General features: G+C 66.1%; 28 protein-coding genes. 11 read left to right on the plus strand and 17 right to left on the minus strand.

Features of this window, described 5'->3' with window-relative positions; all coding sequences use genetic code 11:
* Positions 1 to 11: 11 nt before the first annotated feature.
* The 4 genes from VGV41_RS02835 to VGV41_RS02850 form a co-directional block, all read right to left on the minus strand.
* Positions 12 to 1,283, minus strand: coding sequence for an efflux RND transporter periplasmic adaptor subunit (locus VGV41_RS02835; protein ID WP_326862133.1), 1,272 nt, complete (start codon positions 1,281 to 1,283; stop codon positions 12 to 14).
* A gap of 204 nt (positions 1,284 to 1,487) precedes the next feature.
* Positions 1,488 to 1,874: a hypothetical protein gene (locus tag VGV41_RS02840; RefSeq protein WP_326862135.1), complete on the minus strand. Its 387-nt coding sequence runs from the start codon at positions 1,872 to 1,874 to the stop codon at positions 1,488 to 1,490.
* Between the two features lie 261 nt (positions 1,875 to 2,135).
* Positions 2,136 to 3,041, minus strand: coding sequence for an ROK family protein (locus VGV41_RS02845; RefSeq protein WP_326862136.1), 906 nt, complete (start codon positions 3,039 to 3,041; stop codon positions 2,136 to 2,138).
* A gap of 21 nt (positions 3,042 to 3,062) precedes the next feature.
* Positions 3,063 to 3,524 (minus strand): FKBP-type peptidyl-prolyl cis-trans isomerase, encoded by a 462-nt coding sequence (locus tag VGV41_RS02850; RefSeq protein ID WP_326862137.1) that lies wholly within the window; start codon positions 3,522 to 3,524, stop codon positions 3,063 to 3,065.
* Between the two features lie 311 nt (positions 3,525 to 3,835).
* Between VGV41_RS02850 and fabF the strand changes: the two genes are divergently transcribed.
* A complete protein-coding gene (gene fabF / locus VGV41_RS02855; protein WP_326862138.1) occupies positions 3,836 to 5,101 on the plus strand; it encodes a beta-ketoacyl-ACP synthase II in 1,266 nt (421 codons plus the stop codon).
* 30 nt (positions 5,102 to 5,131) lie between these two features.
* On the opposite strand, the gene VGV41_RS02860 is transcribed toward fabF, so the two are convergent.
* Positions 5,132 to 6,772, minus strand: a complete 1,641-nt coding sequence (locus VGV41_RS02860; protein WP_326862139.1) for a 3-(methylthio)propionyl-CoA ligase — start codon at positions 6,770 to 6,772, stop codon at positions 5,132 to 5,134.
* A gap of 179 nt (positions 6,773 to 6,951) precedes the next feature.
* On the opposite strand from VGV41_RS02860, the gene VGV41_RS02865 reads away from it, so the two are divergent.
* Positions 6,952 to 7,737: an extensin family protein gene (locus VGV41_RS02865; protein WP_326862140.1), complete on the plus strand. Its 786-nt coding sequence runs from the start codon at positions 6,952 to 6,954 to the stop codon at positions 7,735 to 7,737.
* Positions 7,738 to 7,783: 46 nt separating this feature from the next.
* The gene (locus VGV41_RS02870; RefSeq protein WP_326862141.1) at positions 7,784 to 8,701 is read left to right on the plus strand and encodes a metallophosphoesterase; all 918 of its coding nucleotides are present in this window, start codon (positions 7,784 to 7,786) and stop codon (positions 8,699 to 8,701) included.
* Positions 8,702 to 8,707: 6 nt separating this feature from the next.
* On the opposite strand, the gene VGV41_RS02875 is transcribed toward VGV41_RS02870, so the two are convergent.
* The 4 genes from VGV41_RS02875 to VGV41_RS02890 all read right to left on the minus strand — a co-directional run bounded on the left by VGV41_RS02875 (position 8,708) and on the right by VGV41_RS02890 (position 13,629).
* Complete coding sequence (locus VGV41_RS02875; protein ID WP_326862142.1) at positions 8,708 to 9,805, minus strand: ABC transporter ATP-binding protein; 1,098 nt, start codon at positions 9,803 to 9,805, stop codon at positions 8,708 to 8,710.
* Positions 9,802 to 11,538, minus strand: coding sequence for an iron ABC transporter permease (locus VGV41_RS02880; RefSeq protein ID WP_326862143.1), 1,737 nt, complete (start codon positions 11,536 to 11,538; stop codon positions 9,802 to 9,804). The genes VGV41_RS02875 and VGV41_RS02880 overlap by 4 nt, the downstream gene beginning before the upstream one ends.
* Positions 11,539 to 11,560: 22 nt before the next feature.
* Positions 11,561 to 12,604: an ABC transporter substrate-binding protein gene (locus VGV41_RS02885; protein ID WP_326862144.1), complete on the minus strand. Its 1,044-nt coding sequence runs from the start codon at positions 12,602 to 12,604 to the stop codon at positions 11,561 to 11,563.
* A gap of 359 nt (positions 12,605 to 12,963) precedes the next feature.
* The gene (locus VGV41_RS02890) at positions 12,964 to 13,629 is read right to left on the minus strand and encodes a L,D-transpeptidase (RefSeq protein ID WP_326862145.1); all 666 of its coding nucleotides are present in this window, start codon (positions 13,627 to 13,629) and stop codon (positions 12,964 to 12,966) included.
* Positions 13,630 to 14,012: 383 nt separating this feature from the next.
* On the opposite strand from VGV41_RS02890, the gene VGV41_RS02895 reads away from it, so the two are divergent.
* Both VGV41_RS02895 and corA read left to right on the plus strand, forming a co-directional pair.
* Positions 14,013 to 14,186: a hypothetical protein gene (locus VGV41_RS02895; RefSeq protein WP_326862146.1), complete on the plus strand. Its 174-nt coding sequence runs from the start codon at positions 14,013 to 14,015 to the stop codon at positions 14,184 to 14,186.
* A 161-nt stretch (positions 14,187 to 14,347) separates the two neighbouring features.
* Entirely contained in the window at positions 14,348 to 15,316 is a 969-nt protein-coding gene (gene corA, locus VGV41_RS02900) for a magnesium/cobalt transporter CorA (RefSeq protein WP_326862147.1), read from the plus strand.
* Between the two features lie 20 nt (positions 15,317 to 15,336).
* Here the strand turns inward: corA and VGV41_RS02905 are convergent, their stop codons facing one another.
* From VGV41_RS02905 to pdxH, 3 genes are read right to left on the minus strand one after another with little or no spacing between them, the layout of a single operon-like run.
* Entirely contained in the window at positions 15,337 to 16,497 is a 1,161-nt protein-coding gene (locus VGV41_RS02905) for a sialidase family protein (protein ID WP_326862148.1), read from the minus strand.
* Between the two features lie 56 nt (positions 16,498 to 16,553).
* Positions 16,554 to 17,306 (minus strand): SDR family oxidoreductase, encoded by a 753-nt coding sequence (locus VGV41_RS02910; protein WP_326862149.1) that lies wholly within the window; start codon positions 17,304 to 17,306, stop codon positions 16,554 to 16,556.
* 45 nt (positions 17,307 to 17,351) lie between these two features.
* Entirely contained in the window at positions 17,352 to 17,993 is a 642-nt protein-coding gene (pdxH, locus tag VGV41_RS02915; protein WP_326862150.1) for a pyridoxamine 5'-phosphate oxidase, read from the minus strand.
* A 144-nt stretch (positions 17,994 to 18,137) separates the two neighbouring features.
* Between pdxH and VGV41_RS02920 the strand changes: the two genes are divergently transcribed.
* Positions 18,138 to 18,497, plus strand: a complete 360-nt coding sequence (locus VGV41_RS02920; protein WP_326862151.1) for an RT0821/Lpp0805 family surface protein — start codon at positions 18,138 to 18,140, stop codon at positions 18,495 to 18,497.
* A 119-nt stretch (positions 18,498 to 18,616) separates the two neighbouring features.
* Positions 18,617 to 19,624 (plus strand): J domain-containing protein, encoded by a 1,008-nt coding sequence (locus tag VGV41_RS02925; RefSeq protein WP_326862152.1) that lies wholly within the window; start codon positions 18,617 to 18,619, stop codon positions 19,622 to 19,624.
* Between the two features lie 8 nt (positions 19,625 to 19,632).
* On the opposite strand, the gene VGV41_RS02930 is transcribed toward VGV41_RS02925, so the two are convergent.
* From VGV41_RS02930 to VGV41_RS02940, 3 genes are all read right to left on the minus strand, one after another.
* On the minus strand, positions 19,633 to 19,857 hold the full coding sequence (locus VGV41_RS02930) for a hypothetical protein (RefSeq protein ID WP_326862153.1): 225 nt from the start codon (positions 19,855 to 19,857) through the stop codon (positions 19,633 to 19,635).
* A gap of 87 nt (positions 19,858 to 19,944) precedes the next feature.
* Positions 19,945 to 20,385 (minus strand): NUDIX hydrolase, encoded by a 441-nt coding sequence (locus VGV41_RS02935; protein WP_326862154.1) that lies wholly within the window; start codon positions 20,383 to 20,385, stop codon positions 19,945 to 19,947.
* A gap of 135 nt (positions 20,386 to 20,520) precedes the next feature.
* Positions 20,521 to 22,053, minus strand: coding sequence for a CHAD domain-containing protein (locus VGV41_RS02940; RefSeq protein WP_326862155.1), 1,533 nt, complete (start codon positions 22,051 to 22,053; stop codon positions 20,521 to 20,523).
* Between the two features lie 343 nt (positions 22,054 to 22,396).
* On the opposite strand from VGV41_RS02940, the gene phoU reads away from it, so the two are divergent.
* The gene (gene phoU, locus VGV41_RS02945; RefSeq protein WP_326862156.1) at positions 22,397 to 23,116 is read left to right on the plus strand and encodes a phosphate signaling complex protein PhoU; all 720 of its coding nucleotides are present in this window, start codon (positions 22,397 to 22,399) and stop codon (positions 23,114 to 23,116) included.
* Positions 23,117 to 23,136: 20 nt separating this feature from the next.
* Here the strand turns inward: phoU and VGV41_RS02950 are convergent, their stop codons facing one another.
* Positions 23,137 to 23,940, minus strand: a complete 804-nt coding sequence (locus VGV41_RS02950; RefSeq protein ID WP_326862157.1) for an anti-sigma factor — start codon at positions 23,938 to 23,940, stop codon at positions 23,137 to 23,139.
* A gap of 10 nt (positions 23,941 to 23,950) precedes the next feature.
* Positions 23,951 to 24,442 carry a sigma-70 family RNA polymerase sigma factor gene (locus tag VGV41_RS02955; RefSeq protein WP_326862158.1) on the minus strand — a complete coding sequence of 164 codons (492 nt, stop codon included), beginning with the start codon at positions 24,440 to 24,442 and terminating at the stop codon, positions 23,951 to 23,953.
* Between the two features lie 198 nt (positions 24,443 to 24,640).
* Between VGV41_RS02955 and fabI the strand changes: the two genes are divergently transcribed.
* From fabI to VGV41_RS02970, 3 genes are all read left to right on the plus strand, one after another.
* Positions 24,641 to 25,468, plus strand: coding sequence for an enoyl-ACP reductase FabI (gene fabI / locus VGV41_RS02960; RefSeq protein WP_326862159.1), 828 nt, complete (start codon positions 24,641 to 24,643; stop codon positions 25,466 to 25,468).
* Between the two features lie 106 nt (positions 25,469 to 25,574).
* Positions 25,575 to 26,174 (plus strand): histidine phosphatase family protein, encoded by a 600-nt coding sequence (locus VGV41_RS02965; protein ID WP_326862160.1) that lies wholly within the window; start codon positions 25,575 to 25,577, stop codon positions 26,172 to 26,174.
* A gap of 50 nt (positions 26,175 to 26,224) precedes the next feature.
* Positions 26,225 to 26,995 (plus strand): gamma-glutamyl-gamma-aminobutyrate hydrolase family protein, encoded by a 771-nt coding sequence (locus VGV41_RS02970; RefSeq protein WP_326862161.1) that lies wholly within the window; start codon positions 26,225 to 26,227, stop codon positions 26,993 to 26,995.

The raw sequence follows: 26,995 nt of genomic DNA on the forward strand, positions 1-26,995 counted from the left end.
GCGGCCACCGGTCAGAGCCGCGGGCGCGGCAGCGCGGACTTGGCGGCGGCGCGCTGTTCGGAGGTGATGACGAGATCGCCAGCCTTGAGATCGCCGGACACGATCTCGGCGTAGCTGTCGTCGTCTAGTCCGGTGACGACCGGCACGGCGATGGGCGCGCCGTCGCGCAGCACGTAGACGCGCGCCTGCACATCGGCGCCGCGCGTGCGGCGGGCGCCGCCGGCGGGCACGCCGGCGGAGGGCGGCGCGTAACGCAAGGCCTGGCTCGGCACGCGCAGCACGTCGCGGCGCTGGTCGACGACGATGCGCGTCGCCGCCGTCATGCCCGGCTTGAGCGCGAGATCCTTGTTGTCGACGCCCACCACGACGTCATAGGTGACGACGTTCTGAACCGTCTGCGGCGACTGCCGCACCTGCGAGACCTGGCCGCGGAAGCTGCGCTTCGGGAAGGCATCGACGGTGAAGGTGGCGCGGTTGCCCTCCTTGATGCCGCCGATGTCGCTCTCGCTGACATTGGTATCGACCTGCATCTGCGTCAGGTCGGTGGCGATGAGGAACAAGGTCGGGGTCTGGAAGCTCGCCGCTACCGTCTGGCCGACAGTAACGTTGCGCGACACCACGGTGCCGTTCACCGGCGAGACGATATCGGTATAGCTGAGATTGACATCGGCCGCGTCGAGCTGCGCCTGGCGCTGCATGATCGTGGCCTCGTCGACGCCGATCTGGGCGCGGGCCTGATCGAGAGCGTTCCTGGCGACGTCGAGCGTATCCTTGGAGATGGCGTTCGTTTGTGCAAGCCGCGCGTTGCGGCCGTAGTTGATCTCGGCGTAGTCGAAGTTGGCCTGGTCCTTGGTCAGCTGCGCCTTGGACACCGCGAGATTGGCGCGGTTCTGATCGACGACGCTCTGGTACGGGCGCGGATCGATCTTGGCGCAGACCTGACCGGTCTTGACTTCGGTGTTGTAGTCGCAGTGAATTTGCTGGATCACGCCGGAGACGTAGCTGCCGACGATGATGGTGAGCACCGGGTTGACCGTGCCGGTGGCGGTCACCGCGCGGGTGATGTCGCCTCGCGCCGCGGGCACAGTTGTGTAGCGCACCGTCTCGCCGTTGGAGGACAGCCACCAGGCGACGAGACCGACGATCGCCACCGCGGCCAATGCCGCCGCGGCGATGCGGCCGCGCGTCAGACGACGGGCGGATGGTTTCGGCGCGCCGGGCAAAGGGACATGATCGGCCGGGCGTTCGGTGTTGATGTTCTCTGACTTGATGGGCTGGTTCATGGGTCGCCGCTGTTCGCGCGCGCCGGGAACCCCAGCACCGGCCGCAGCCGGCGGCGATACCTAAGTCTCGCCGCTGCCGCGACCGGCCACCCCCGCTGGTGGTGTCGTACGCGTCGCCTGTGTCGCGGTATTTGTCGCGCGACAGGGCCCTGGCGGCATTGACTTATCGCAAGCCGGCGGCTTGCCGGCCGCCGAGCTGGCGGTTCAGCGGCGTTTTTTGCGGCCCTTGGTCCGCGTCGCCGCTTTCTTGCGTGACGCTTTCTTCGCGCTCGGGCGCGCCGCCTTTTTCGCTGCGGAGCGCACCGCTTTTTTCGCCGCCTTGCGGCCGCGCGCCGGCGCCGCCTTCTTCGCCGTCTTCTTGCGCCCGCCGCGCGTCTTCAGCATGCGGTCGATCGGCTTGACCAACCGCGCTCTCACGGCCCCTTCGAACTGCGGCAGCGCCTTGTTGGCGCGGTCCTCGACGCGCGCCGCCGTGTTGGCGACGGTCTCGGCGATCACGCGCCGCGCTTCCGCCGCCGCCGCGTCGAGCGCCGCTTCCGCGACGGTCCGCACGACGCCGACGGCTTCGTTCACGATCGTCTTCTTGGCCATGATGGTTCCGCCCTCCTGAGTTCCGGTTCCCTTTATGACGAAACCGGCTGCCCGCCGGTTCCATCCGCGGAGTACTTTTTTACTTGCGAAGGGGAAGGGTGCGCACGCCGGGAACGGGTTAGACGTCGACGCGTACCGATGCGTTGTTGCCGCAGCCAGAAACCGGCAAAATCAGCTGCGTCCGTCAGTCCTCGTTGCGGCCGGTTGTCACCCGGCGTGCGCGTGTGGTGAAGAACGCCAAAGGCCGCGCCGCGTTCCGCCTTATTTGCTGCTATCTGCCGGCCATAGCCACGCCGCGCCACGCACGCCGCTCGAATCGCCGTGCCGGGCGCGTTCGACGCGGGTCGCGAGCGCATCCGAGAAGGCGTAGCTTGCGATGCGTTCGAGCAGGCCCTCGTAGATCGCGTCGATGTTGGACAGGCCACCGCCGAGCACGATCACGTCCGGGTCGACGATGTTGACGACGGAGGCGAGGCCGCGGGCCAGCCGGTCCTGATAAGTGGCGAGCGTCGCGCGCGCGTCGGCCTCGCGGGTTGCCGCCGCCGCGATATCGTGGGCCGCGAGCGTGCGTTGCGTCAGTGCGGCGTAGGCGCGGGCAAGTCCGGCGCCGCTGAGAAACGTCTCGATGCAGCCCGTCTTGCCGCAATAGCAGGCAGGACCGGGCAGTTCGTCCGGCTGCGGCCAGGGCAGGGGATTGTGACCCCATTCGCCGGCGATGCGGTTGCGGCCGGTCACGACCTTGCCGTCGACAACGAGGCCGCCGCCGACGCCGGTGCCGAGGATCACGGCGAACACGACGGACGCGCCCGCCGCCGCACCGTCGACCGCCTCCGACAGCGCCAGGCAGTTGGCGTCGTTCTCCATGCGCACGGCCCAGCCGAGATGCGCTTCGATGTCGCGGTCGAGCGGCCTGCCGTTGAGCACGACGCTGTTGGCGTTCTTGACGAGGCCGGTCCGCGCCGAGAAAGCGCCCGGCATGGCGATGCCGATCGTGCCGGCGCGGCCGAGCCTGCCTTCGACGCCGCGCACCAGACCGCCGATGGCGCGGATCGTGCCGTCATAGTCGCCGACGGGGGTCGACACGCGCTCGCGCGCGAGCGTTGTGCTGTCATCGTCGAGCGCGATGATCTCGATCTTGGTGCCGCCGAGGTCGATGCCGAGGCGCATGTTGGAGCAAGGACGGTCCGCTTACTTCACCGCCAGTAATTCGACGTCGAACATCAAGGTCGCGTTGGGCGGGATGATGCCGCCGGCGCCGTGCGCGCCATAGCCGAGCGCGGGCGGAATGATCAAGGTGCGCTTGCCGCCGACCTTCATGCTGGCGACGCCCTCGTCCCAGCCCTTGATGACGTGGCCTTCGCCGATCGGAAACTCGAACGGTTCGTGGCGGTCGACGGAACTATCGAATTTCTTGCCCTTCTCGCCGTTGACGTAGAGCCAGCCGGTGTAGTGCACGACGACGGTCTGCCCGCGGTGGGGCGAGGCGCCGGTGCCGACCTTCTCGTCGGTGTATTTCAGGCCTGAGGCTGTGGTCATGACTTTCTTTCCGGCAGTTTGCGCGGCGGCGGGGTGGATGGAGACAACGGGAGCGGCGACCGCGAAGGCGGCGGCGAGGGCCGTGACCGTGATGGCGCGGGCAACAGCACGCATGAGGAACTCCGTGTGGGCGGCGGACGCGGCCCGCGTCATACACCGCCGCGGTGGCGCCTGTCTCGGTCGGGGGCGCTTTTTGCCCGCGGACGGCATTGGACATTGACGGCCAGGCGCTTAATGTCCGGTAGGGTGCCGCAGACCGCTGTTCGCAACTCCGATTTGTCTCGATCATCGGCGGCAGGCCTATAATACGATTGTGAGCAGCTGCCTCGATTCGGGGCTCATCTGCATCCAGATACGGACGGCAGTCGTCCATTCCGCCGCGTTCGGTGTGCGAGCGCGAGTTTCCCGCACTGGGCAGGAGCAGAATGCGGCGGATTGTGGTCACCGGATACGGCATCGTTTCTCCACTTGGGTGTGGGACGAGCGTGGTCTGGCGGCGGCTTCTTGCCGGCCAATCCGGGATACGGCGGCTGTCTGACAATCTCGTCCACGACGTACCCGCAAAGATTGCGGGGGTTGTGCCCACCGTCGACGAGGATGCCGAAGGCGGTTTCGATCTCGATCGCGTCGTCAACCACAAAGATCACAAGCGGATGGACCGCTTCATCCAGTTCGCTTTGGCGGCCGCGGATGAGGCCATCGAGCAATCGGGCTGGGCTCCCGGTTGCGATGCCGAACGCGCTCGCACCGCCACCATCATCGGCTCGGGGATAGGCGGCTTCGCCACGATGAAGCAGGCCGTGCACACCACCGATCAGCGCGGGCCGCGCAAGCTTTCGCCGTTCACGGTACCGTCGTTCCTGGTCAACCTCGCCGCCGGGCAGGTGTCGATCCGCCACGGCTTCCGCGGCGCGATTGGCGCGCCGGTCACGGCCTGCGCTGCCGGCCTGCAGGCGATCGGCGACGGCGCGCGCATGATCCGCGCCGGCGAGGTCGACGTCGCGGTCTGCGGCGGCGCTGAAAGCTGCATCGAACGTGTCAGTCTCGGCAGCTTCGCAGCGGCGCGCGCCCTGTCCACGCATTTCAGCGAAACGCCGGAACGCGCCTCGCGCCCGTTCGACACCGGACGCGACGGCTTTGTCATGAGCGAGGGCGCGGCGGTGATCGTCGTTGAAGCTCTTGACCACGCGCTGGCGCGCGGCGCGACGCCACTCGCCGAGCTGGTCGGCTACGGCACCACGTCCGACGCCTATCATATGGTGGCGGCGCCATCGGACGGCGAGGGTCTCAAGCGCTGCATGCAGCTCGCCGTCGATGCGGCCGGCATCGAACCCGGGGACGTCGGCTACATCAACGCGCACGCCACCTCGACGCCGCTCGGTGATGCCGCCGAACTGACGGCGATCCGCAGCGTGTTCAACGGCGCGCGCGTCCCCGTGTCCTCGACGAAATCTTCGACCGGCCATCTGCTCGGCGCGGCGGCCGCGCTCGGCGCGATTTTCGCGATTCGTGCCCTGCAGTCCGGCGTCCTGCCGCCGACGATCAATCTGGAGCAGGCGGACGAAGAGTTCGACGATCTCGATCTGATCGGCCCCGAACCGCGTACGCGCGCGATCGATTACGCTATGGCCAACGGCTTCGGCTTCGGCGGCGTCAACGCCTCGCTGTTGCTGAAGCGCTGGACGATGTAATTCAGCCGGCGCCGTAACGCTCCGTTGCCGTCACTCCGCCGCCTGCACCGTCGGCAGCCGGTAGTCGTGGAACTGCTCGCGCAGCCGCGTCTTCAGGATCTTGCCCGTGGCCGTATGCGGGATCTCGTCAACGAAGACGACGTCGTCCGGCATCCACCACTTGGCGATCTTGCCCTGCATGAAGCCGAGGATGTCGTCCTTGGTGGCGGTCTCGCCCTTCTTGAGCACGATCACCAGCAGCGGCCGTTCGTCCCATTTCGGATGCGAGACGCCGATCACCGCGGCCTCCGCCACCTTCGGATGGCCGACCGCGAGATTCTCCAGATCGATCGACGAGATCCATTCGCCGCCCGACTTGATCACGTCCTTGGAGCGGTCGGTGACCTGCATGTAGCCGTATTGGTCCATCGTCGCGACGTCGCCGGTGTCGAACCAGCCTTCCTTGTCGAAAGCCTCGCCGCCTTCGCCCTTGAAATAGCTCTTCGCCACCGCCGGCCCGCGCACCTTGAGCCGGCCGAAGGTCTTGCCGTCCCAAGGCAGCTCTTTGTTGTTGTCGTCGGTGATCTTCATCTCGACGCCGAACGGCGGATGCCCCTGCTTCATCTGCACGTCGAGCCGCGCGTCGCCGGTGAGTGCGGCGTATTCCGGCTTGAGCGAGCAGAGCGAGCCGAGCGGGCTCATCTCGGTCATGCCCCAGGCGTGGATGACCTCGACGCCGTAGACATCCTGGAAGGTCTTGGTCATGGCGCGCGGGCAGGCGGAGCCGCCGATCACCACGCGTTTGAGGTAGGGCAGTTTCGCCCCTGTCTTCTCCAGGTCCTGCAGCAGCATCAGCCACACCGTCGGCACTGCGGCGGTGAATGTCACCTTGTAGGTATCGAGCAATTCGTAGATCGAGGCGCCGTCCATCCTGGCGCCGGGCAGCACCAAAGTGGCGCCGACCATCGGCGTCGAGAAGGCGAGCGACCAGCCATTGGCGTGGAACATCGGCACCACCGGCATGCAGACGTCGCGGGCGCCGAGGTTCTTGGAATCCGGCAGCGCCGCCATGAAGGCGTGCAGGATGTTGGAGCGATGCGAGTAGAGCACGCCCTTGGGATGACCGGTGGTGCCGGAGGTGTAGCACATGCCGGCGGCGGTGTTCTCGTCGAACTGCTTCCAGGCGAAGTCGCCGTCGACTTCTCCGATCCAGTCCTCGTAGGCGACCGCGTTCTTCAACGTCGTCTGCGGCATGTGCGCGGCGTCGGTGAGGACGATATAGCGCTCGATGGTCGGTAGTCTGTCGGCGATCTTCTCCAGCAGCGGCACGAAGGTGAGATCGACGAACATCATGCGGTCTTCCGCATGGTTGACGATCCAGATGATCTGGTCGGGGAAGAGGCGCGGATTGACGGTGTGATAGACGGCGCCGATGCCGAGGATGCCGTACCAGGTCTCGAGATGCCGCCAGGTATTCCAGGCGAGCGTGGCGACGCGGTCGCCGAGTTTGATGCCGTCCTTCTCCAGCCTCTGCGCCACCTTGAGCGCGCGTGCGCGGATCTGACGATAATTGGTCTCGACGATCGGCCCTTCGACCGAGCGCGTGATCACCTTGCGCTCGCCGTGGAAGGTCGCGGCGTGGTCGATGATGCGGTGCAGCAGCAGCGGCCAGTCCTGCATCAGCCCGAGCATTGAACGTTCCCTCTCGCGATGACGCGCTTGGCGGCCGTTAACCAGCGGCCGTTGCGCTCTGTTGGGCCGGCCCCTCGCCAGCCGGGTTCAAGGTTATCCGCAAGGCAGGCCAGTGCAACGGTTTTGCCGCCTGCCGCGTTATCCCCGGCTGCCGTCGTCCTGGGCTGGGGGATCGCGCCATGGCATTGCTGACCGCCGCTTTCGTGATTGCCAGTCTCGGCCATGGCTTGCCGGCCGATGCCGTCGGCGTGCCTTTGCCGCGGCCGCGGCCGCCGATTGTGGCGCCGTCGCCCGTCGCGGTCGTCTCCGACCATGGGCCACCGACCGATTGTGACAAGCGGCTCGCGCCGATGGCCGTCTTCAAGCCGAAGCCGACCCTGACCGGGCCGGGCGCCTGCGGCGGGCCCGACCTCATCGAGCTCGACGCGGTGCTGCTGCCGGACGGCGCTCGCGTCGCGGTGACACCCGCCGCCACCCTGCAGTGCGGCATGGCCGAATCCTTCGCATCCTGGATTCGCGACGAGGTCGTAGAACGCCTGGCGCCGCTGAAATCGCCGCTGCGCGCGGTGATCAACGAGGATTCCTACGAATGCCGCGGCCGCAACCGCGTCGTCGGCGCCAAGGTCAGCGAACACGGCAAGGGCAACGCCATCGACGTGCGCGCCTTCGTGCTGGCCGACGGCCGCAAGTTCGTGCTCACCGACGTCAACGCGCCGCAGGACCTGCGCCTGTCGCTGCAGGAGAGCGCGTGCGGCCGCTTCACCACCGTGCTCGGTCCCGGCTCCGACCCCTATCACGAGCAGCACGTCCATCTCGACGTGCTCGAGCGCCACAACGGCTATCGCATCTGCGAGTGGGCCGTGCGGGAACCGGCGCCGGAGGCGCCGGCCGTCGCCAAGGCTCAAATCCCGCCGCCGCTGCCGCCGCCGCGCCCGCCATTACCGGCGATAGCCCGTAAATTATGAGATCGCGTCCACCGTCCGTTCACCGTTCCGGGCTACACAGCGCCGCATGATTGTCAGCGAGCGCCTGACCTTTGCCGGGCCGGAACCGGGCCTGACCCGCCGCCGCGTGCTGCGCGCCGGACTGGGCCTTGCCGGCGCCGGCGCGCTGGTCCTGCCCGGAACCGGGGCCTATGCCGCGCTGGAAGCGGCCCACGACCTCGTCATCACCGACTACCGGCTGACGCCGCCCGGCTGGCGCAAGGGCCAGCGCCTGACCATCACCGTCATCGCCGACATCCACGCCGGCGGCCCCAACATGGGTCTCGCGCGGGTGCAGCAGGTGGTCGACGCCGGCAACGCGCTCGGCTCGGATCTGGTCGTGCTCATGGGCGACTACTTCGCCACGCATCGCTTCATCACCGAGCACGTACCGAACGCCGCCTGGGCGGCGGAACTGGCGCGGCTGAAGGCGCCGCTCGGCGTCTATGCCATCCTCGGCAATCACGACTGGTGGTACGACGTCAAAGGCGTGCGCAAGGCGCTCGCCGCCGAGCGCATTCCGCTCATGGAAAACGATGTCGTGCACCTCGGCGCGCCGGGGCAGCGCTTCTGGCTCGCCGGCCTCGGCGACCAGATCGCGCATTTCATCGGACCGAGCCGCTTCCGCGGCGAGGACGATCTGCCCGGCACGCTCGCTCAGATCCAAACCTCCGACCCCGTGATCCTGCTCGCGCACGAGCCCGATATTTTCGTCGACGTGCCGGAGCGCGTGTCGCTCACCGTCGCCGGTCACACCCACGGCGGGCAGGTGCGCGTACCCTTCGTGCCGCCGGTGTGGACGCCGTCGGCGTTCGGCGCGCGCTTCGCCTATGGCCATATCGTCGAAGCCGGCCGCCATCTCATCGTCTCGGGCGGGCTCGGCTGCTCGAAGGTGCCGCTGCGCCTCGGCGTGCCGCCGGAGATCGTCCGCATCACGCTGGGCTAACGGCGGTCAGGCTTCGATCGGCGCCATCTGCTGAAGATCGAATTTCAGCCAGAGTGTGTCGCCCACCTCGAAGACCTGCGATGGTGTTGCCGCGACCTTCAAACGAACGTCACTACCGACCGGCGAGACGACATAATCCCAATATTCGCCGAGATAGGCGCGTTCGACGAGTTGCGCCTGCACCGCGATGTGCTGGTCCGATGTACCCGCCTCGCGATGCAGCGAGATGCTGTGCGGCCGGACGGAGAACACGACCGCGCCGCTCGTGGCAAGCTCGTGAGCCTGAAACACCCCGCGCGGCAGGTCGAAATGATCGAAGGCAATTCGATCTCCGGCAATCCGCCCTTCGAGAAGGTTGGTTCTGCCGATGAAGCCGGCGACAAACCGCGTCTTCGGCCGGGTGTACAGCGCGTGCGGCGCCTCGATCTGCTCGAGACGGCCCTGATTCATCACCGCAATGCGGTCGGACGTGACCATCGCTTCGCCCTGGTCGTGCGTCACATAAACGGTGGTGAAGTGAAACGCATCGTGCAGCCGCCTGATCTCGAACCGCATCTCCTCCCGCAGATTCGCGTCGAGGTTGGACAACGGTTCGTCGAGGAGCAGCACGCGCGGCTCGATCACCATGGCGCGGGCGAGCGCGACGCGCTGCTGCTGGCCGCCCGACAGCTCCGCCGGGTAGCGGTCGGCGAGGCCGCCGAGACGAACCGTATCGAGCATCGCCTGGACCTTGGTGCGGATCGACGCGCGGTCGAAGTGGCGCAGCTTCAGGCCGAAGGCGACGTTTTCCGCGACCGTCATGTTCGGCCAAATGGCGTAGCTCTGGAAAATCATCGACATCTGCCGTTTCTCGGGCGGCAGCGAGCCCTCGGGCGATGAGATAATCTCGCCGTCCATGGTGATTGTGCCGCCGGTCGGCCGTATGAAGCCTGCGATCATGCGCAATGTCGTCGTCTTGCCGCAGCCCGAGGGGCCCAGCAGCGAGATAAACTCGCCCGGAGCAATGTCCATGCTGAGATGATCGACGGCCGCCACCTTGCCGTAGACGCAGCTCAGCCCGTTCAGGGACAGGCGCGAATGGCCGCTCGTCTCGCGCTCGCTCATGACCGCCTCAACATGAAATCGCGTCCTATGATCTTGTAACCGATCAGTACGATCAGGATCGTCGCGCCGAGCAGGAAGAAGCCGAGCGCGGCCAGGATCTCGAAGCTGCCGTTTTCACTCAGATCGAGCATCATGACCGAGATGACGCGCGTCTGCGCGCCGACGAGGAAGATCGCGGTGCTCAACTCGCGCGTCGCGGGAATGAAGACCAGGAGCCATGTGCCGAGCAGGCTTTTCTTAAGCATCGGCACGATCACGCGCGCGATCGCGCGCAGACGGCTGCCGCCAAGGATGCGGACGGCTTCTTCCATCTCCGGGTTGAGCGAGCGCAGGCTCGCTGCGCAGTTGACATAGGCGATCGGCAGGAACCGCGTGCTGTAGCCGAGGATGAGGATCGCCGCCGTGCCGTAGAGCGCGACCGGCGGTGAAGCGAATGCGGCATAGAACCCGATGCCGAGTACGATGCCGGGAATGACCAGCGGCGCCATGCAAAGCAATGTCAGAATATTGCCGCCCGGCATCAGCTTGCGGCTGACGACATAGGCCGTAAGCAGCGCGAGGGCGACGGCGACACAGCCGGCGCCGGCCGAATAGGTGAAGCTATGGACGATGGTCTGCCGCGCACCCTCTTCGGTCAGAAGGCGATAGAAGTTATCGAGCGTCAGATTGGCGAGCGTGAAGCCGAGGCCCCAAGCCTTGCTGAAGGCCGCCTTGCCCAACGCCGCGTAGGGCAAGATCACCGCGAGCGCGACGACGAACAATGAATAGCCAAGAATGAGCCACCGCCACGGTCCGAGCGGCGTCAGCGTGCGGCTGCCGCCCTTGCCGGTCAGCGCCACGTAGCTCCGGCGGCCGAGGATTGCCCGCTGCAGGGCGAACAGTGCGACCGTGATCACGATCAACGGAATGGCATAGGCCGCCGCCACCTCCGCCCGTACCGGAAATTCGAAATACTGCCAAATCTGCAGGGTCATGATCCGGATGCGGGCCGGCAGGGCGATGATCGCGGGGGTGCCGAACAAGGCCACGGTGTCGAGGAACACGACGATGGCGCCGCCGAGGATCGCGGGCGTCACCAGAGGAAACGTGATGCGAAAGACCGTGTGGAAACTGCCGGCGCCCAGGATGTTAGCCGCCTCTTCCATTTCCGAGGAGACGCGATCGAGCGCATCCGAGGTGAACACGAAGATATAGGGAAAGGCGTACAGCGCCGTGACGAGGGACAGGACGCTGAAGCTATAGACATTGATGAAGCCGCTGTGGCTGCCGGTGATCGCCATCCACGCGCGATTGAGCCAGCCGGCATTGGGGCCGGCGAGCAGGATCCAGCCGATCGCGCCGAGATAGGGCGGCGTTATGAAGGCGCCGAGGATCAAAGCCCGGATCAGGCTCTTGGCCGGCATGTCGGTGCGCGACACGCCCCAGGCGATCGGCACCGCCATCAAGGCCGACATCACGGTCACCTCGAGGGCGTAGAGCAGCGAGTTCCCGAGCGCCTCCAGATTGCGAAGGTGGCCGTAGGCGCTGATGTAATTGTGTAGCGTCCAGGTGCCGGTGTCGGTCGTCTGCAGACTGGAGATCAGCAGCCGCACCATCGGCGTCGCGACGAGAAACAGCAGCGCGGCCGCCGCCAGCAGCCAAATCAGACTGGCCGGCTCGAAACGACGAAGACGCCCGAGCCGGCCGCGGTGCAGGGGCGCTCCCTGCACCGGCCGCATTGGTTCAACAGACATGGGATCTGTTCTCGTACAGCGCTCAGTTGCCGAACGTGTCGCGCCACTTTTCCTTGATCTTCGGCAGTTCCTTCTCGATGTCCGCCAATTTCGGCGACAGCACCTTCATGTCGGACAGTGACTTGGCTCCCGGCGGCGGCGGCACGTCGTCCCGCAGCGGTTGCTCGAAGTTTTTCGCAAGGATCTTCGAATATTCCGGCCCCGCCAGGAATTCCATGAACAGCTTCGCCGCGTTGGGATGGTGCGCGCCCTTGAGGATGGCGGACGGTGAAGGATCGATCAAAGTGCCGGAGGTCGGATAATTCACCGCCAGCGGATTGCCGCGCGCCGCGCTGCGGAAGGCGGACGCCGGGTTGCCCGGAGCGACCTGCCGTTCGCCCGAGTTCAGCGTCGTGATCGGATCGTCGACCGAACGTCCGATCAGTGGATTAAGCTTGTTGAGCTTTTCGAAATAGTCCCAGCCGTAGGCGTTCTGCATCGCGACCGTCCACACGCCGATCAGGCCGCTGTAGTTGGGGCTGCCGAAGCCGATCTGGTTCTTCCATTTCGGGTTGGTCAGATCCGGCCAGTCCTTCGGCGCGTCCGCGGCGCTGACCTTGCTCTTGTTGTAGACGAGCGCGACGATGCCGACCCAGCTCACATGGTAATAGCCGTTCGGATCGAGGCCGCGCAGCACCTTCGACATGCCCTTCTCGTTCTCGGGGACGTACTTGGTCAGCAGGTCCTTCTTCTCGAGATAGGCCACATGGCTTTCATCCGTGGTGGTGAACACGTCCGAGAGCACGTCGCCGGCCTTGATATCCTGCAGCAGGCGCTGGAACGCGACCTGCGACGTCGTCTTGATCGTGTGCACGCTGACGCCGGGAAATTTCTTGCTGAACGCCTGCCCGACCTCATCGCAAATTTGCTGATTGAGGACACCGGAATACCAGGTGAGCTGGCCTTCCTTCTTGGCAGCCTCGTAGAGTTGCTTTTCCTGGCTGCTCTGAGCCATTGCCGCCGGGGTGAGCGCGACAATGCCGGCCACGGCCAGAAGCGGAACCGCACAGCGTAGAATCGTTTTCATCGAATCCTCCCAGGATCACATTGTTGGTTTTTGCGACGCGGCGAAATGCAGTTCGTGCCTCGGCGAGGCTGTAAAGCTCGCGCGTACAATGAGGTCTGTCAACCATGGAGCGACACCGCGACATGGCTGACTTTGCCTCTGAGGATGGGTGCCCTCGGCAGGTGTGCTGCGAAATGGGAGCCGCGCTCGAAGCTGCGCGGCAGTAAAGTACCGTCTATCCTGACGGCATCTTTGGCATAGGCAGGCTGCCCGCTACTCCACGGCTTTTGTCAGCCATCGCACGGAATGGATCACGCACGCGGACAAAATAAAAACGGCGCCCGCAGGCGCCGCTTTCTTGTTCCAGCTTTGGCAGCCGCTCAGTTGAACAGGCTGCCGCTGGAGGCGACGCGCGGGTTGAACGGCGAGTCGCCCTGGTGTGGCGCCAGCACGACCACGACGGTGCCCGGCTTGACCCGGTTGTAGAGGTCGATGACGTCCTCGTTGGTCATGCGGATGCATCCGGACGAGATCGCCTGGCCGATATATTCCGGCTGGTTGGTGCCGTGGATGCGATAGAGCGTGTCTTTGTTGCCCTCGTAGAGGTACATCGCGCGCGCGCCCATCGGGTTCTGCGGGCCGGGGCTGACATAGGCCGGCACGTCCATGCGCTGGCGCTCGCCCGCCGTCGGATTCCACGCCGGCCATTCGGCCTTGCGCTCGACCTTGGCGACGCCCGACCAGGCCATCGCCTCTTCGCCGACGGTCACGCCGTAGCGGATCGCCTTGCCGCCCGGCAGCACGTAGTAGAGGAAGCGCGCATCGGAATCGATGACGATCGTGCCGGGCTCTTCCTTGCGGTGATAGGCGACCATGTGGCGCCGATAGGGCTCCGGAATAACGGCCTTCTCGTACGGGGCCGCGGCCAGCAATTTCTTGTCGCGGGGGGTCAGGTTCGCCTCCGGCGACGGCGAAAGGGTCGACTGCATGCAGCCCCCAAGCATCACACCCAGACCCAACAGAGCGACCAACCCCCTGATCGACATTTTCGTCCTCTTTCGCCTCTTTTTCGGCCGCCCCCGCGTTGCGGCCGTGCATGAATTTCAATGTTGGAATTAACCGGAATCGTTAAGCCAGTGCCATGGATTCCCGTATGCCGGCAGAACTGATTGTGAATGTGTGGCAGGAATGCCGCACCCGTTTATGCGGCGTTCCGTGAGCCTGTTCACAGGTTCCCCGGCGGCTGCCATCCTGCGCCAAAGAAATTAAGAGAAGGTTTACCATAACCAACTGTAAATATGGATGAATTAGGCCTCGTTGGGTACGGCGATCAAAGGTCACGATAGCACACGATTTGCCACCCAAAATCGCCCCAGTCGTTTGCCTAAATCGAGGGCAGAGGGACACCAAGGAAATGGGAGACGGACCCATGGAGAAACAGAAGGACAAGGACCAGCGCCAGAACGACAGGCGCGAACGTCCGACACTGGATTCCTGCTACGGCAAGATCGGCATTTCGGCGGTCGCCGGAGCGCTCAGCCACAAGCAGGACGAGCCGCGGCAGCCTCGCGAACCGCGTTTTCCGAGCTACGACCGCGACTGATCGGGCGCCCCGGCGCCTGGCTGGACCATCGGACAACCGTAGCGCGCGGCTGCCCAAGGCGGACGCGCGTTCGATTTTGACGCTTGCGCCGGCGGCCCGCCCCGGGCGATGACACCAGCGCGCGTGGTCGCGCATGTCCCGGACGGAAGACGCAAAGCCCCATGATCTTCGCCTTCGTCCCCCGCGACGGGACGCTCGAACGCCTGACCATCGAACCCGGCGAACCGCTGCCCGAGCATGCGGTGTGGATCGATCTCATCGCCCCGACCGTGCAGGAAGACCGCATGGTCGAGCAGTACCTCGGCATTTCCGTGCCGACGCGCGAGGAGATGCAGGAGATCGAGGTGTCGAGCCGTCTCTATCTCGAGAACGGCGCCCGCTACATGACGGCGACGTTGATGTGCCAGTCGGAGACGGCGTCGCCGATCACCACCCCGGTCACCTTCATCCTGTCCCATCACCGGCTGGCGACCGTGCGCTACGACGATCCGCGCCCCTTCGCCATTGTCACCAACAAGCTCGGCCGCGCCTGCTCGCCGAAGGTCGCCGGCGACACCGTGATGATGGATCTGCTCGACGCGGTGATCGACCGTTCCGCCGACATCCTCGAGCGAATCGGCGCCGAGATCGACCAGGTGTCGCACACGATCTTCGAGCCGGAGGCGGACGCGACGCCGTCCTACAACGAAGTCCTCAAGGCGCTCGGCCGCAAGGGCGACCTGACCTCGAAAGTGCGCGAGAGCCTCGTTTCGATCGGCCGGCTGCTGCTCTTCCTCGCCAACGAGGCGGAGACGATGAAGTGGGCGAAGGACGCGCGCATGCAGGTGCAGTCGATGCAGCGAGACGTCGTCTCGCTCACCGACCACGCGAGCTACATCTCCAACAAGGTCACCTTCCTGCTCGACGCCATGCTCGGCGTCGTCAACATCCAGCAGAACGCCATCATCAAGATCTTCTCGGTCGCCGCGGTGGTCTTGATGCCGCCGACTTTGGTCGCTTCGATCTACGGCATGAACTTCAAGCACATGCCGGAATTGGACTTCGAGTACGGCTATCCGCTGGCGATCGTCGTGATGATCCTCGCTGCCGTGCTGCCGTACATGTGGTTCAAGTGGAAGAAGTGGCTGTAACGCGCGGCACGGCAGAATGGTCAGCGCCGATCGAGCGCTTCGATGCTGAGGATGGTCGGCAGATGCCGCGCAACCTCCTGCCAGCTGTCGCCGTCGTCGATGCTGGCAAAAACCGAGCCGCTGTTCGTGCCGAAGTAGACTCCCACCGGCTTGCGTTCGTCACGCGCCATGGCCTGGCGCAGCACGGTGAAGTAGCAGGCGGTTTGCGGCAATCCCTCGCGCATCGCCTGCCAGGTCTCGCCGCCATCGCGTGAGCGCCACACCGCCGCGGCGGCATCGGGCGGAAAACGTCCGGCCATGTCGCCATTGAGCGGTATGGTCCAGAGGGTGTCCGGGTCGCGTGGGTGAACGCAGACCGGAAAACCGAATGTCGAGGGCAGGCCGCGCGTGATGTCATCCCAGCTGCGGCCGCCGTCGGCCGAGCGCCAGACGCCGTAATGGTTCTGCTGATAGAGCACGTCGGCGGTGCCCGGCGCCCGCGTCATGTTGTGCACGCAATGGCCGATCTCGCCGTCGCGGGGCCCCGCGGGATGGGTGGGCTCGGCGCTGGGCTGCGTGTTCGACAGCCGGTTGCGACGGTCCCAGCTGCTGCCGCCGTCCTCGGTCGCGAAGACGCCGGCCGCCGAAATGCCGACCCAGATTTTGTCGGCATCGGCCGGGTCGAACAGGATCGTATGCAGGACCAATCCGGCGCCGCCGGGATTCCAGCTGCCGGACGACGGATGGTCGCGCAGCCCTTGAACTTCCTGCCAGGTCTTGCCGCCGTCCTGACTCGACAGCAGCCTTGCCGGCTTGGTGCCGGCATAGAGCGTGCCGTGCGCGTAGCCGAGCGACCAGATCTGTGCGAACTGGTCCGCGAACGGCAGCGGTTGGTAAGTCCAGTTCATCATGGCGGCGAACTGCGGGTCCTTGGCCGCCCAATCGTCGACCGTGCCCTTCGTGAGCTTGGCCAGTTGCCAGGTCGCGCCGTCATCTTCCGAGCGCCAGATGCCGGCGCCTTGCCACTCGCCGCCGCCGCCGGCCCAGAGAACGCCGGTCGCCGGATCGCCGATGATGTGATTGATGGGCCAGCCGTCGCAGAATGGACCCTTGACGGTCCAGCCCTGCCTGTCAGGACCGCCGGCGATCAGGAAGGCACCCTTTGTCGTGCCGACCAGTATCGTGACCGCATCCTGGCTCATCGTCGTTCTCCGCTTCCTGAACCGCAGGCTGCGATATCGAGAGATTGAGGCAGGGCCTAAACGTGCTGCCCGCCGTTGATGTGGATCTCGGCGCCGTTCACGTAGGAACTCGTCTCCGTACACAGCACGTAGACGATCTTGGCCACCTCGTCCGGCGTGCCGAGCCGCTGCATCGGGATCTGCTCGACGATCTTCTCGGTGCCAGGCGACAAAATCGCCGTGTCGATTTCGCCCGGCGCGATGGCGTTGACGCGGATGCCGAGGCGGCCGAAGTCCGACGCCATCTCGCGTGTCAGCGACGCCAGCGCGGCCTTCGAGGTCGCGTAGGCCGCGCCGGCAAAGGGATGCACGCGCGAGCCGGCGATCGAGGTGACGTTCACCACCGCGCCCTTCGCCGCCTTGAGTTCTTCGACGAGCCCGCGCGCCAGCATGATCGGCGCGAAGAAGTTGACGCGGAACACCTGCCGCCACACCTCGGTCGCGGTGTCGAGCGAACCGAGCCTCTTGCCGCCTTCGGCCTTGGGTGAGATTGCCGCGTTGTTGACCAGCGCGTGCAGTTCGTGCGTGTCGAGCCGCCGCTTGATCTCGGCGATCGCCTCATTGGTATTGCCTTCGTCGGCAAGGTCGACCTGGATGTGGTCTTCCGGCCCGGCATCCCAAGGGCAGTTCTCGGGGAAGGGATGCCGCGAGCAGGTGATGACGCGCCAGCCGGCGGCGGAGAAACGCTTCACCGTCGCATGCCCGATGCCGCGGCTTGCTCCGGTGAGCAGCAGCGTGCGGCGCGGTTGGTTCGATTGCGGGTTCGGCATCGGCGTTCTTTAAGCGTCCTCAGCGGGTGGAACGGCAATCGTAGCTCAAGGGTAGAGCCGCGTCTTGCTCCACGGGGCGTCCAGCGCGGTGCGGCGGAAATCGATGCGGTCGTGCAGGCGGAACGGCCGGTCCTGCCAGAACTCCATCGCCAGCGGCACGACGCGGTAGCCGGACCAGTAGGGCGGGCGCGGCACGGTGCCGAGCGCGTATTTCGCCGCGTAGACGGCGATCGCCTTCTCGAAGGCGAGGCGGCTCTCCAGCGGCCGCGACTGCTGGCTCGCCCAGGCGCCGATCTGCGCTTGCTTCGGACGGGTGGCGAAATAGGCGTCGGCGTCGGCCTCGGAGACGCGTTCCACCGGCCCACGCACGCGCACCTGCTTGTTCAGCGACTTCCAATGAAAAACCAGCGCTGCCCTCGGCTGCGCGTCCAACTGCCGCCCTTTTTGGCTGTCCATGTTGGTGAAGAACACGAAGCCGCGTGAATCGACGCCCTTGAGCAGCACCATCCGGGCGTCCGGCATCCCGTCCGCATCGACCGTGGCCAGGGTCATCGCCGTAGGATCGCGCGGCTCCGATGCCGCCGCCTGCTCCAGCCAGGCGGCAAACAGCACGAATGGGTCCTCGGCCGCCGTGAAATCACCAGTCGTTAACCAGCTCGGGTGTTTGATCGGAGACGTGTCGGACATCGTTCGGGGCGTTTCCGGGTGACCGTGCTTATGTTCCATCAGTTCCGCCGGCGACCTTATAGTGGATGCAGCCGCTCGCGCCTACGGCGCGCGGCCCCGCTTGCCGCATTGCTGGTGTTCGCGGTGGCCGGGGGCGGCTGCAGCATGTCCTACCAGCTCGAATCCTATTTCGCCGACAAGACGCCGACGGGCTCGATCACGGTTCCGAAGACGGCCGACGTCCTGCCGCCCGAGCACGATCTCGCCTACGCCAAGGCCGCCGCCACCGAGGTGCTCCGCCGCAACGAGAAGGACGCGAGCCTCGACTGGGAAAATCCCAAGACCGGCGCCCGCGGAACCGTCACCCCGATCGCCTCGGCCTTCAGCGACGAGGGCCAGACCTGCCGCAACTTCCTCGCCAGCTACGTCAACGACACGGTGCAGTCCTGGCTGCAGGGCGAGGCCTGCGAGGAGCAGAAGGGCGCCTGGCGGGTGCGCACGATCAAGCCCTGGAAGAGCTCCTGAAGCCCGCGCTTTGCCGGCCGGCGCGTTGCATCTGCGCCGCCGGAACCCCACATTGAGCCCATGAATCGCCGGCAATGCCGGCGGCCTGGGGCTGAAACCGTTTCACGGAGAGTGGATGAATGCGCGACCCCTATGAGGTCCTGGGGGTTTCCAAAAGTGCGGGCGAGGCGGAGGTCAAGAGCGCCTTCCGCAAGCTCGCCAAGAAGCTGCACCCGGACGCCAACAAACACGATCCCAAGGCCGCGACGCACTTTGCGGAGCTGAACGCGGCGTACGAGATCGTGGGCGACGCCGACAAGCGCAAGGCGTTCGACCGCGGCGAGATCGACGCCGAGGGCAAGCCGCGATTCACCGGATACGAGGGCTTCGGCGGGCATTCCGGCGCGGGCTCGGGCGCGCGCGGGCCGGGCGGCGCGCATTTCGAGAGCTTCTCGTTCGGTCCGGACGGCTTCCAGCGTCCCGGCAGCGGCGGCGGAGCGGGCGGCGGATTCGAGGATCTGCTGCGCGGCATGTTCGGCGGCGGCTCGGCTGGCGCCGGCGCGCGCACGCGCGGTTTCAATCGCACCGCTTTCGAGCCGGAGGATTTCGGCGCGCCGACGACCGGCCAGGATCTGCATGCGACGCTGACCGTCGGCCTTGCCGATGCAGCGAAGGGCACCAAGGCGCGCGTGCATCTGCCGACCGGCAAGGAGATCGAAGTCAAGATTCCCGCCGGCATCGCCGACGGTCAGCAGATCAGGCTGAAAGGGCAGGGATGGCCGAGCAATTCCGGCAAGTTCGGCGATGCGTTGATCACGGTGAACGTGGCGCCGCACCCGCTGTTCAAGCCGGACGGCGCCGACCTGCGCCTCGAACTGCCGATCACGCTTTACGAAGCGGTGCTCGGCGGCAAGGTGCGCGTGCCGACCCTCGACGGCGCCGTCGAACTGGCGATCCCCGCCGGCACCAATTCCGGCCGCACCTTCCGCCTCAAGGGCAAGGGCCTGAAGGCCAAGGGCGCGACCGGCGACCTGCTCGCCACCGTGCGCATCACGCTGCCGTCGGACAAGGACGACGAACTCGCCGCGCTGATGAAGACGTGGCGGGACAGCAAGCCGTACGATCCGCGCAGCGATCTCGAGTCGTAAGCTCGGGACTAGACGTTCTCGCGCTCGCGCCGGCGCGCGATGTGGCGATGGTCGCTGCGCAGACGCTCGATCGTCTCGGCGACCTCACTCCATACCGCGCTGCCCGGCATGTCGCCGGCGTCCTTCAGGTGCGCTGCTGTGTGGCGCGCCCGCACCGCTGCGCCGCTCCTGTGCCGCGCTTCGAAATGACGCGCGAACATGTCGATGGCCTCGGAACCCGTCGGTCTCCACATGGAACTCTCCGCACATTTTCGAGCTTACTGTTTCGACTAAACCCCGGCAGTGTGGTCGCTTCGTTAAATTCGTTTCTGTACGGTCCGTTACCGCACCGCCGATAGTCCATTGCGCTTGTGTCCGCGCAGCGCGCCTTCCGCCAGCGCGTGCCGCAGGAAACTCTGTTCCCTCATATAAGTCAGCCGCGCGATCGCCTTCTTCGGGCTGAGCCAGCGAACCTCGCGGATGTCGGAGGCGGGATCGCGGATGGCGTCGCCGCGCGCCTCCATGCGCCAGAACTGCACGATCTTGGAGCGACCGCTGCTCTCATAGGCGAGCGTGCCGATGAACTCGTGCACCAGCACCTTGTGCCCGGTCTCCTCGCATACCTCGCGCCTGGCGGCGCGGCGCGACTTCTCGTTCCGCTTCAATTTGCCCTTCGGCAGCACCCAGTGCGGCGTCTTGCGCAACTGCACGACGGCGACTTCCAGCTTCCCGTTGTGCCGGAACACCAGTCCCCCCGCCGCCAAGACCGTTCGTCGTGTCATTTCCCGCCCGCCAACAATCGCTTGTCCCGTATCCGTTCCCAACTCACGCCGCCACGCCGCTCAACGGGAGCGGCGGCGCGTTCGATTCCGGGATCGGCGGCGGCGTCGCGGACAGCTTCCAGAACGGCTTCGCCGTCAGGATCGCCTTCCACGCCTTGGCGGCCTTCTTCTCCAGCGTCGGCGTCTCGTGCTCCTGCGAGCCGAGAGCCGGCCGGCGGCGAAGGCGCGGTCGGTGGCGCCCGCCGTCTTCGCGTCCAGCAGCTTGGCGAACAGCGCGCGCCGGATAACGAGGTCGTTGAGCGCGCCGAGCGAGTCCTGCAGCTTCTGGCAGGCGCGCAAGATCTCGCTTTTGCGCTTGTGACCGGATCGCGAGCCGTAGAGGCTCGCGAAGAAATCGACCGTGTAGCGCAGCTTTTTGACGGCGATGCGGACGCGGTGCCGCTCGGCGTCGGTGAGCGCGTCGAGATCGCGGCCGATGCGCCGGCACTGCTTGCGCCGCCTGGCGATCTGCTGCGCGGCGTGCACGGCGACCGGCTGCTGGCGCAACAGCACGCGCCCCGCATCCATGTCTGTCGTCCATGGCCCGGATTCGATCCAGGCGGCGCAGGTGATGACGAATTTGCGGAACTCGCCGGAGTCGATGGCGCGCGCCGCGTCCTCGTAGGCCTTCGTCCGCTTGCGATTGAACGACCGGATCAGTGACGCCGCGCCCTTGTCCTTCGGGTGTTGCGTCCGGAACGGCTTGAGCACGTCGTCGATCAGCACGTCGAGGTCGCGCGCCGGCCCGAGCGCTTGCGCGAAATGCTTCAGCCCGGTCTCGATGCCTTCGACCTCGGCGTCGGCGACCACCCGGGAGAAGGCGGAGATCGCGACGCGGAAGCGGCGCAGCGCCACGCGCGTCTGATGCACGGCCCTGGCGTCGTGCGCCAGCACCAGTGCGTGGTTGGCGATCAGGTGGCGCAGGCAGGAGCGGGTGATGTGCCTGAATGCCTCGGCGGTCGTCATTGCCGGCTCGAGCTCGATCGGCGGCGCCAGGCTGGCGGCCGTCGCCTGCTTCACGAACAGCCGGTAGCCGGTCTCCGACTTGCTTTGTAGCATCAGCTCGACAGGCACGATGGCGTTGATCGTCTTCGCCAGCAGGAACAATTGCTCGAGATCGCCGCGCTTCAACTCCAACTCAATCTCGGACACCGGCGCGGCCGAGCCGGCGGCGACGATCTCGCCGGTGTCGACGGCGAATTCGATCTCGGCGCCGTTCTGCTCGATGCGGAACGCCTTGCGATGGATCTTGGTCTCGAACATCGGCCGCAGCGGATTATGCCCTTGCTCCGCCAGGATCGGGCTCAAAGGCGACGCGTGCAACGTGCCGAGATCGGGCAAGTCGCCGCTGATCTCGTTCTCGAACTCGGTACGCTCGGCGAGCGGCGAGCCGTCGCCGGCGACCGACTTGAGAGTCTGCATGCGGTGCGGGCCGACCTGGCGCACGCGCAGGCTCAGGCCGTGCCGCCGCAGCGAGAGATTGTCGAAGTCGTAATAGGTCGAGACGAGCGTCTGATCGATGATTGGCGCCCGCAGCATCGCTTCGAACTCGGGATGCGAGCGAAGCTGATCGAGGCAATCCGCCGGAGCCGAAAATTTAAGCTCCACCTCTTTGGGGGCAATGGACATGGCACGCGTCCGCGACAAGCCAAAACGCAAGCGGCTAAAATAGCCGGAACCGCGGCGTTTGTGTCGCCGCAGTGACAAGTTATCCCGACAATTCATGCGAGAGAAGCCGTCACAATTGTCATTAAATCGTCATGACGGGCGGCACCTGGAATCGCTTACCGTCGCGATGCAGATCGAACAGACGGCGGCTGGCCGTAATTCTTGATCGCCGTCATATGTTTGAGACGCGACGTCTGTAGTCTGGGAAATTCAATCGCGTTCGGAACCGCACGTGTGCGGCGCGCGTCAGATTCGCTGATCCGTCGGCATCGCAGCCCGGCCGGCGAGCGGAAGGGCGACAACAATGGTGGAAAAACACGTCTGGAAAGCCTTCGACCGCGATCTCGAGGAGATCGGCCGGATGATTCTGGAGATGGGCGGCATCGTCGAGCGCCAGGCCTGGCGCTGCGTCGAGAGTCTTTCCCGCCACGACAGCGAACTGGCCAAGGGCGTGCTCATCGACGACGACCAGGTCGATCAATTGCAGGCGGAGGTCGAGCGCAAATCCATTTCCACCATCGCGCTGCGCCAGCCGGTTGCCGGCGATCTGCGCGAACTGGTCGGCGCCATGCGCATCGCCAACGATCTCGAACGGATCGGCGACCTCGCCAAGAACATCGCCAAGCGCGTGATCGCGATGGACGGCGAGCCGCCGCCGGCGAAATTGATCCGCGGCATCGAGCATCAGAATGAACTCGTGCTCGGCCAGCTCAAGGCCGTGCTCGACGCCTATGCGCGGCGCAGCCTGTCACTGGCGATGGCGGTATGGGCCGCGGACGAGGAGGTCGACGCGATCTGCACGTCGGTGTTCCGCGAGCTGCTCACCTACATGATGGAAGATCCGCGCAACATCTCGTTCTGTATTCATCTCTTGTTCTGCGCGAAGAACATCGAGCGCATGGGTGATCACGCGACCAACATCGCCGAGACGATCCACTATGTCGTCGAGGGTCACCCGGTCGCCGATGCGCGGCCGAAAGGCGACACGGCGACCGGCCTGGCGCAATCGCTGCAGCACCACTGAGCCGCGCCGCAGCGCGCGGCTCACGACTTCTTCCAGCCGTCCTTGTTGACCTGGTCGTAGATCGCCTTGGTGACCTGCTCGAGGCGGGCGCGCTCGGCCGGTCCCGACACCACATAGGCGGCCTTTTCGCTGACCCAGGTGACCGCCGCGAAGCGGTCGCCGGCGGCTTCGCGGAAGCGCAACGCGCTTTCCGGCGTCGTCGTCTTGGCGCAGTAGAGCGTGAAGCGTTCGCCGGTCGGGCCCTCGTACATGTACATCGCCGCGGCCCCGGTCGGCCCCGGCAGCAGGCGGCCGCCGATGAGCTTCAGCCCGAGCGTCTGCAGGTCGGGAATGCGCTGCGCGTAACCGAGCCGCTTCGACAGCCATTGCGTCATGTGATCGCGTTCGTTGCCCGGTACCTCGACCGGATGCCGCACCTCGACGACGTAAAGCTCATGCGCTTCGAGCGCGTCGGCCGTGATCGAGCCGGTGGTCGTCGGCACCGCCGCGGTGGCGCCGCGCGCCATCCAGCCGGCGCCGCCGCCGACGACGAAGGCGGCGATCACCGCCGCTGCGGCCATTGTCCGCCACGGCCGCCGCGCGCGGGTGCCGCTGTCGCGCATCAGTTGGTCGAGATTGAACCGAGTCGGCAACGCTTCGCCGGCGACCGCGCCATAGCGGGCGCGGATCGCTTCGGCCTGTGCCTGCCACGCGGCCACTTCGGCCGCCTGCTCAGGATGCTCCGCAAGCCAGGCGGCGACCGCCTCGCGGCGGTCCGCCGGCAACTGGCCGTCGACGAAGGCGTGCAATTCGTCTTCGTGAACGGGTGAATTGGGATCGATCATGGCTCCACCTTCATTTCACGCGGCGCAGCGTCGGGCGCTCGCCGTCGAGATAGGACTTGATTTGTGCGCGTGCGCGCGCGAGACGCGACATCACCGTACCGATCGGAATCGCCTGCACCTCCGCCACCTCGCGGTAGGAGAGGCCTTCGAGCACCACCAGCAGCAGCGCCTCGCGCTGCTCGTCGACCAAAGTGGCGAGCGCCCGCGCGATGTCGCGGCCGCCGCCTTCCGGCCCGGCGAGGTCCGGCGCGTCGTTGTCGTCGATCGACGACAGGATCGGCCGGCGCGCCAGCGACCGCAGCCGGTTGCGGTTCAGGTTGGTCAGGATCGTGTACATCCAGCTGCGCAACTCGCCGCCGTGGAACAAATGCTCCGACCGCAACGCGCGTAGAAGCGTGTCCTGCACCAGATCGTCGGCGACATCGCCGTCGCGCGTCAGTGCCCGCGCGTAGCGCCGCAGCGCCGGAATGGTCGCTTCAACCTGCTGCCGGAACGTCGCCAAGCCGCCCCCCATAATCCCGATCCTCGACGTCCGAAACCGCGTTCGCCCGCCCGATTAACCCCGCGATTCCGCTTCATATTCCCCGTTTACAATTGAATTCACGCTGGCGGCAGACAAACGGGCAGGTTTGCTTGATGGCATTGCCCCCCTATGCCATAGGGTGACTTGAGGCCCTGCGGGGTCGAAACGGGGACCAAAATGCCGGAAACCTCGGGTCTGATGCGCGGCAAGCGCGGCCTGATCATGGGCGTAGCGAACAACCGCTCCATTGCCTGGGGCATCGCGCGCGCCTGCCGCGAACACGGCGCGGACCTTGCCTTTACCTATCAGGGCGACGCGCTGAAGAAACGCGTCGAGCCGCTGGCCGAGGAGGTGGATGGGCTGGTCGTCGGCCATTGCGACGTCACCGATCCCAAGACCGTCGACAACGTTTTCTCTGCGGTGGAGTCCGCCTGGGGCTCGCTCGACTTCGTGCTGCATGCCATCGCCTTCTCGGACAAGGACCAGCTCGACGGTCGCTACGTCGATACCACGGAAGAGAACTTCAGCAAAACCATGCTGATCAGCTGCTATTCCTTCACGGCCATCGCGCAGCGCGCCGAGAAGCTGATGACGAATGGCGGCTCGCTGCTGACGCTGACCTATTACGGCGCCGAGAAGTGGATGCCGCACTACAACGTCATGGGTCTGGCCAAGGCGGCGCTCGAATGCTCGGTGCGCTACATGGCGGCCGACCTCGGCGTGAAGAACATCCGCGTCAACGCCATCTCCGCCGGTCCGCTGAAGACGCTGGCCGCTTCGGGCATCGGCGACTTCCGCTACATTCTCAAGTGGAACGAGTTCAACACGCCGCTGCGGCGTAACGTGACGCTCGAGGACGTCGGCAAGACCGGCGTCTATTTCCTCTCCGACCTGTCGAGCGGCGTCACCGGCGAGGTGCAGCACGTCGACGCCGGCTATCACATCGTCGGCATGAAGCATCCGGACGCGCCGGACATCGCCGTCGGCAAGGACAACGGCGGCTGACAATACTTACCCCGTTCATTCCCGCGAAAGCGGGAATCCAGCGCAGAGTCCCAACTGGGTCCCCGCTTTCGCGGGGACGAACGGTCTCATAGCGGTCTATTGCAACATGCCGCGCCCGACCGTCTTCTACATCCGTCACGGCGAAACCGACTGGAATGTCGGCGGCCGGCTGCAGGGCCGCCACGATGTGCCGCTCAATGCGCGCGGGCGCGAGCAGGCGCGCCACTGCGGCAGCCTGGTGCGTGACCTGTTCGACCGCGAGGGCCGCGACACGCAGGATGTCGATTTCGTCGCGAGCCCGCTCGGTCGCGCCTCGGAGACGATGCGGCTCGCGCGCGAGGCGATGGGCCTCGATCCGGACGCCTTTCGCATCGACGAGCGCCTGACCGAGATCGCCTTCGGCGACTGGGAGGGCTGCACATTGGCGCAGCTGCGCACGCGCGATCCGCAGCGCCTGGCCGCGCGCGAGCACGACAAATGGCGGTTTCTGCCGCCGAACGGCGAGAGCTACGAGATGGTCTCGGTGCGCATGCGCGCCTGGTACGAGGCCCTCGATCGCGACGTGGTCGCGGTCGCCCATGGCGGCACCGGCCGCGGCCTGATGGCCGTGCTCGGCGTCGCCAAGCCGGCCGCCGCGCCGCTGATGGATGTGATGCAGGGGGTGGTCTACGTGTTCGAGGGCGATAGACTGACGCGATATGCCTGACGATTTTTCGCGTGCGCCCGGCACACCGATGACTCGGGAAGACTGAAACGATGAAACGGCCCGTAGTCGGCGTGATCGGCAGCGCGCATCTCGCCGAAAACCGCTTTCCCGCCCAGCGCGTCGGCGAGCGCAATCTGATGGCGGTGGCCGATGTCGCCGGCGCGCTGCCGCTGATCTTTGCCGGCGATCCCGCCATGACCGATATCGACGCCTTGCTCGACGCGGTGGATGGCGTGCTGCTGACCGGCGCGCGCGCCAATGTGCATCCGACGCATTTCGGCGCCGAAGAGCATCCGAGCTATGAGCCGTACGACCAGCGCCGCGATGCGCTGGCGCTTCGGCTGGTGCAGGTGTGCGTGGAACGCGGCGTGCCGCTGTTCGGCCTCTGCCGCGGCTTCCAGGAAATGAACGTGGCCTTCGGCGGCTCGCTGCACCCGGAGATCAGGGAATTGCCCGGCCGCATGAACCACCGCATGCCGCGTCTGCCGACCGGCGAGATCCATCCCGACCAGGACGTGGTCTACGGTGACCGTCATGACGTGCGGCTGACGCCGGGCGGCGTGTTCGCGACGCTGCTCGGCCGGGAGGTGATCCGCGTGAACTCGCTGCACGGGCAGGGCATCCTCGAGCCGGGCCGGCGCATCGTCGTCGAGGGCGTTGCCGAGGACGGCACCATCGAGGCGATCCGCGTCGCCGATGCGCCGGGCTTTGCCCTCGGCGCGCAGTGGCACGCCGAATACAATCCGGACACTAATCCGATCAACCGCGCGCTGTTTCAGGCTTTTGGCGCGGCCGTCGCCGAGCACAGCCGCCGCCGCTGA

This window comes from Pseudolabrys sp. (assembly GCF_035943735.1).
Lineage (GTDB): Bacteria > Pseudomonadota > Alphaproteobacteria > Rhizobiales > Xanthobacteraceae > Pseudolabrys.

What these genes read in the sequence shown, in the direction of transcription:
- VGV41_RS02875 (WP_326862142.1), bottom strand. Translation starts at nt 9,805, where the DNA reads ATGAGCGAGCGCGAGACGAGCGGCCATTCGCGCCTGTCCCTGAACGGG.
- VGV41_RS02885 (WP_326862144.1), bottom strand. Translation starts at nt 12,604, where the DNA reads ATGAAAACGATTCTACGCTGTGCGGTTCCGCTTCTGGCCGTGGCCGGC.
- VGV41_RS02920 (WP_326862151.1), top strand. Translation starts at nt 18,138, where the DNA reads ATGTCCTACCAGCTCGAATCCTATTTCGCCGACAAGACGCCGACGGGC.
- VGV41_RS02925 (WP_326862152.1), top strand. Translation starts at nt 18,617, where the DNA reads ATGCGCGACCCCTATGAGGTCCTGGGGGTTTCCAAAAGTGCGGGCGAG.
- VGV41_RS02950 (WP_326862157.1), bottom strand. Translation starts at nt 23,940, where the DNA reads ATGATCGATCCCAATTCACCCGTTCACGAAGACGAATTGCACGCCTTC.
- VGV41_RS02880 (WP_326862143.1), bottom strand. Translation starts at nt 11,538, where the DNA reads ATGTCTGTTGAACCAATGCGGCCGGTGCAGGGAGCGCCCCTGCACCGC.
- VGV41_RS02860 (WP_326862139.1), bottom strand. Translation starts at nt 6,772, where the DNA reads ATGCTCGGGCTGATGCAGGACTGGCCGCTGCTGCTGCACCGCATCATC.
- VGV41_RS02850 (WP_326862137.1), bottom strand. Translation starts at nt 3,524, where the DNA reads ATGCGTGCTGTTGCCCGCGCCATCACGGTCACGGCCCTCGCCGCCGCC.
- VGV41_RS02835 (WP_326862133.1), bottom strand. Translation starts at nt 1,283, where the DNA reads ATGAACCAGCCCATCAAGTCAGAGAACATCAACACCGAACGCCCGGCC.
- fabI (WP_326862159.1), top strand. Translation starts at nt 24,641, where the DNA reads ATGCCGGAAACCTCGGGTCTGATGCGCGGCAAGCGCGGCCTGATCATG.
- VGV41_RS02865 (WP_326862140.1), top strand. Translation starts at nt 6,952, where the DNA reads ATGGCATTGCTGACCGCCGCTTTCGTGATTGCCAGTCTCGGCCATGGC.
- VGV41_RS02965 (WP_326862160.1), top strand. Translation starts at nt 25,575, where the DNA reads ATGCCGCGCCCGACCGTCTTCTACATCCGTCACGGCGAAACCGACTGG.
- VGV41_RS02935 (WP_326862154.1), bottom strand. Translation starts at nt 20,385, where the DNA reads ATGACACGACGAACGGTCTTGGCGGCGGGGGGACTGGTGTTCCGGCAC.
- pdxH (WP_326862150.1), bottom strand. Translation starts at nt 17,993, where the DNA reads ATGTCCGACACGTCTCCGATCAAACACCCGAGCTGGTTAACGACTGGT.
- VGV41_RS02930 (WP_326862153.1), bottom strand. Translation starts at nt 19,857, where the DNA reads ATGTGGAGACCGACGGGTTCCGAGGCCATCGACATGTTCGCGCGTCAT.
- VGV41_RS02970 (WP_326862161.1), top strand. Translation starts at nt 26,225, where the DNA reads ATGAAACGGCCCGTAGTCGGCGTGATCGGCAGCGCGCATCTCGCCGAA.
- VGV41_RS02840 (WP_326862135.1), bottom strand. Translation starts at nt 1,874, where the DNA reads ATGGCCAAGAAGACGATCGTGAACGAAGCCGTCGGCGTCGTGCGGACC.
- phoU (WP_326862156.1), top strand. Translation starts at nt 22,397, where the DNA reads ATGGTGGAAAAACACGTCTGGAAAGCCTTCGACCGCGATCTCGAGGAG.
- VGV41_RS02940 (WP_326862155.1), bottom strand. Translation starts at nt 22,053, where the DNA reads ATGTCCATTGCCCCCAAAGAGGTGGAGCTTAAATTTTCGGCTCCGGCG.
- VGV41_RS02905 (WP_326862148.1), bottom strand. Translation starts at nt 16,497, where the DNA reads ATGAGCCAGGATGCGGTCACGATACTGGTCGGCACGACAAAGGGTGCC.
- VGV41_RS02890 (WP_326862145.1), bottom strand. Translation starts at nt 13,629, where the DNA reads ATGTCGATCAGGGGGTTGGTCGCTCTGTTGGGTCTGGGTGTGATGCTT.
- fabF (WP_326862138.1), top strand. Translation starts at nt 3,836, where the DNA reads ATGCGGCGGATTGTGGTCACCGGATACGGCATCGTTTCTCCACTTGGG.
- VGV41_RS02870 (WP_326862141.1), top strand. Translation starts at nt 7,784, where the DNA reads ATGATTGTCAGCGAGCGCCTGACCTTTGCCGGGCCGGAACCGGGCCTG.
- corA (WP_326862147.1), top strand. Translation starts at nt 14,348, where the DNA reads ATGATCTTCGCCTTCGTCCCCCGCGACGGGACGCTCGAACGCCTGACC.
- VGV41_RS02895 (WP_326862146.1), top strand. Translation starts at nt 14,013, where the DNA reads ATGGAGAAACAGAAGGACAAGGACCAGCGCCAGAACGACAGGCGCGAA.
- VGV41_RS02845 (WP_326862136.1), bottom strand. Translation starts at nt 3,041, where the DNA reads ATGCGCCTCGGCATCGACCTCGGCGGCACCAAGATCGAGATCATCGCG.
- VGV41_RS02910 (WP_326862149.1), bottom strand. Translation starts at nt 17,306, where the DNA reads ATGCCGAACCCGCAATCGAACCAACCGCGCCGCACGCTGCTGCTCACC.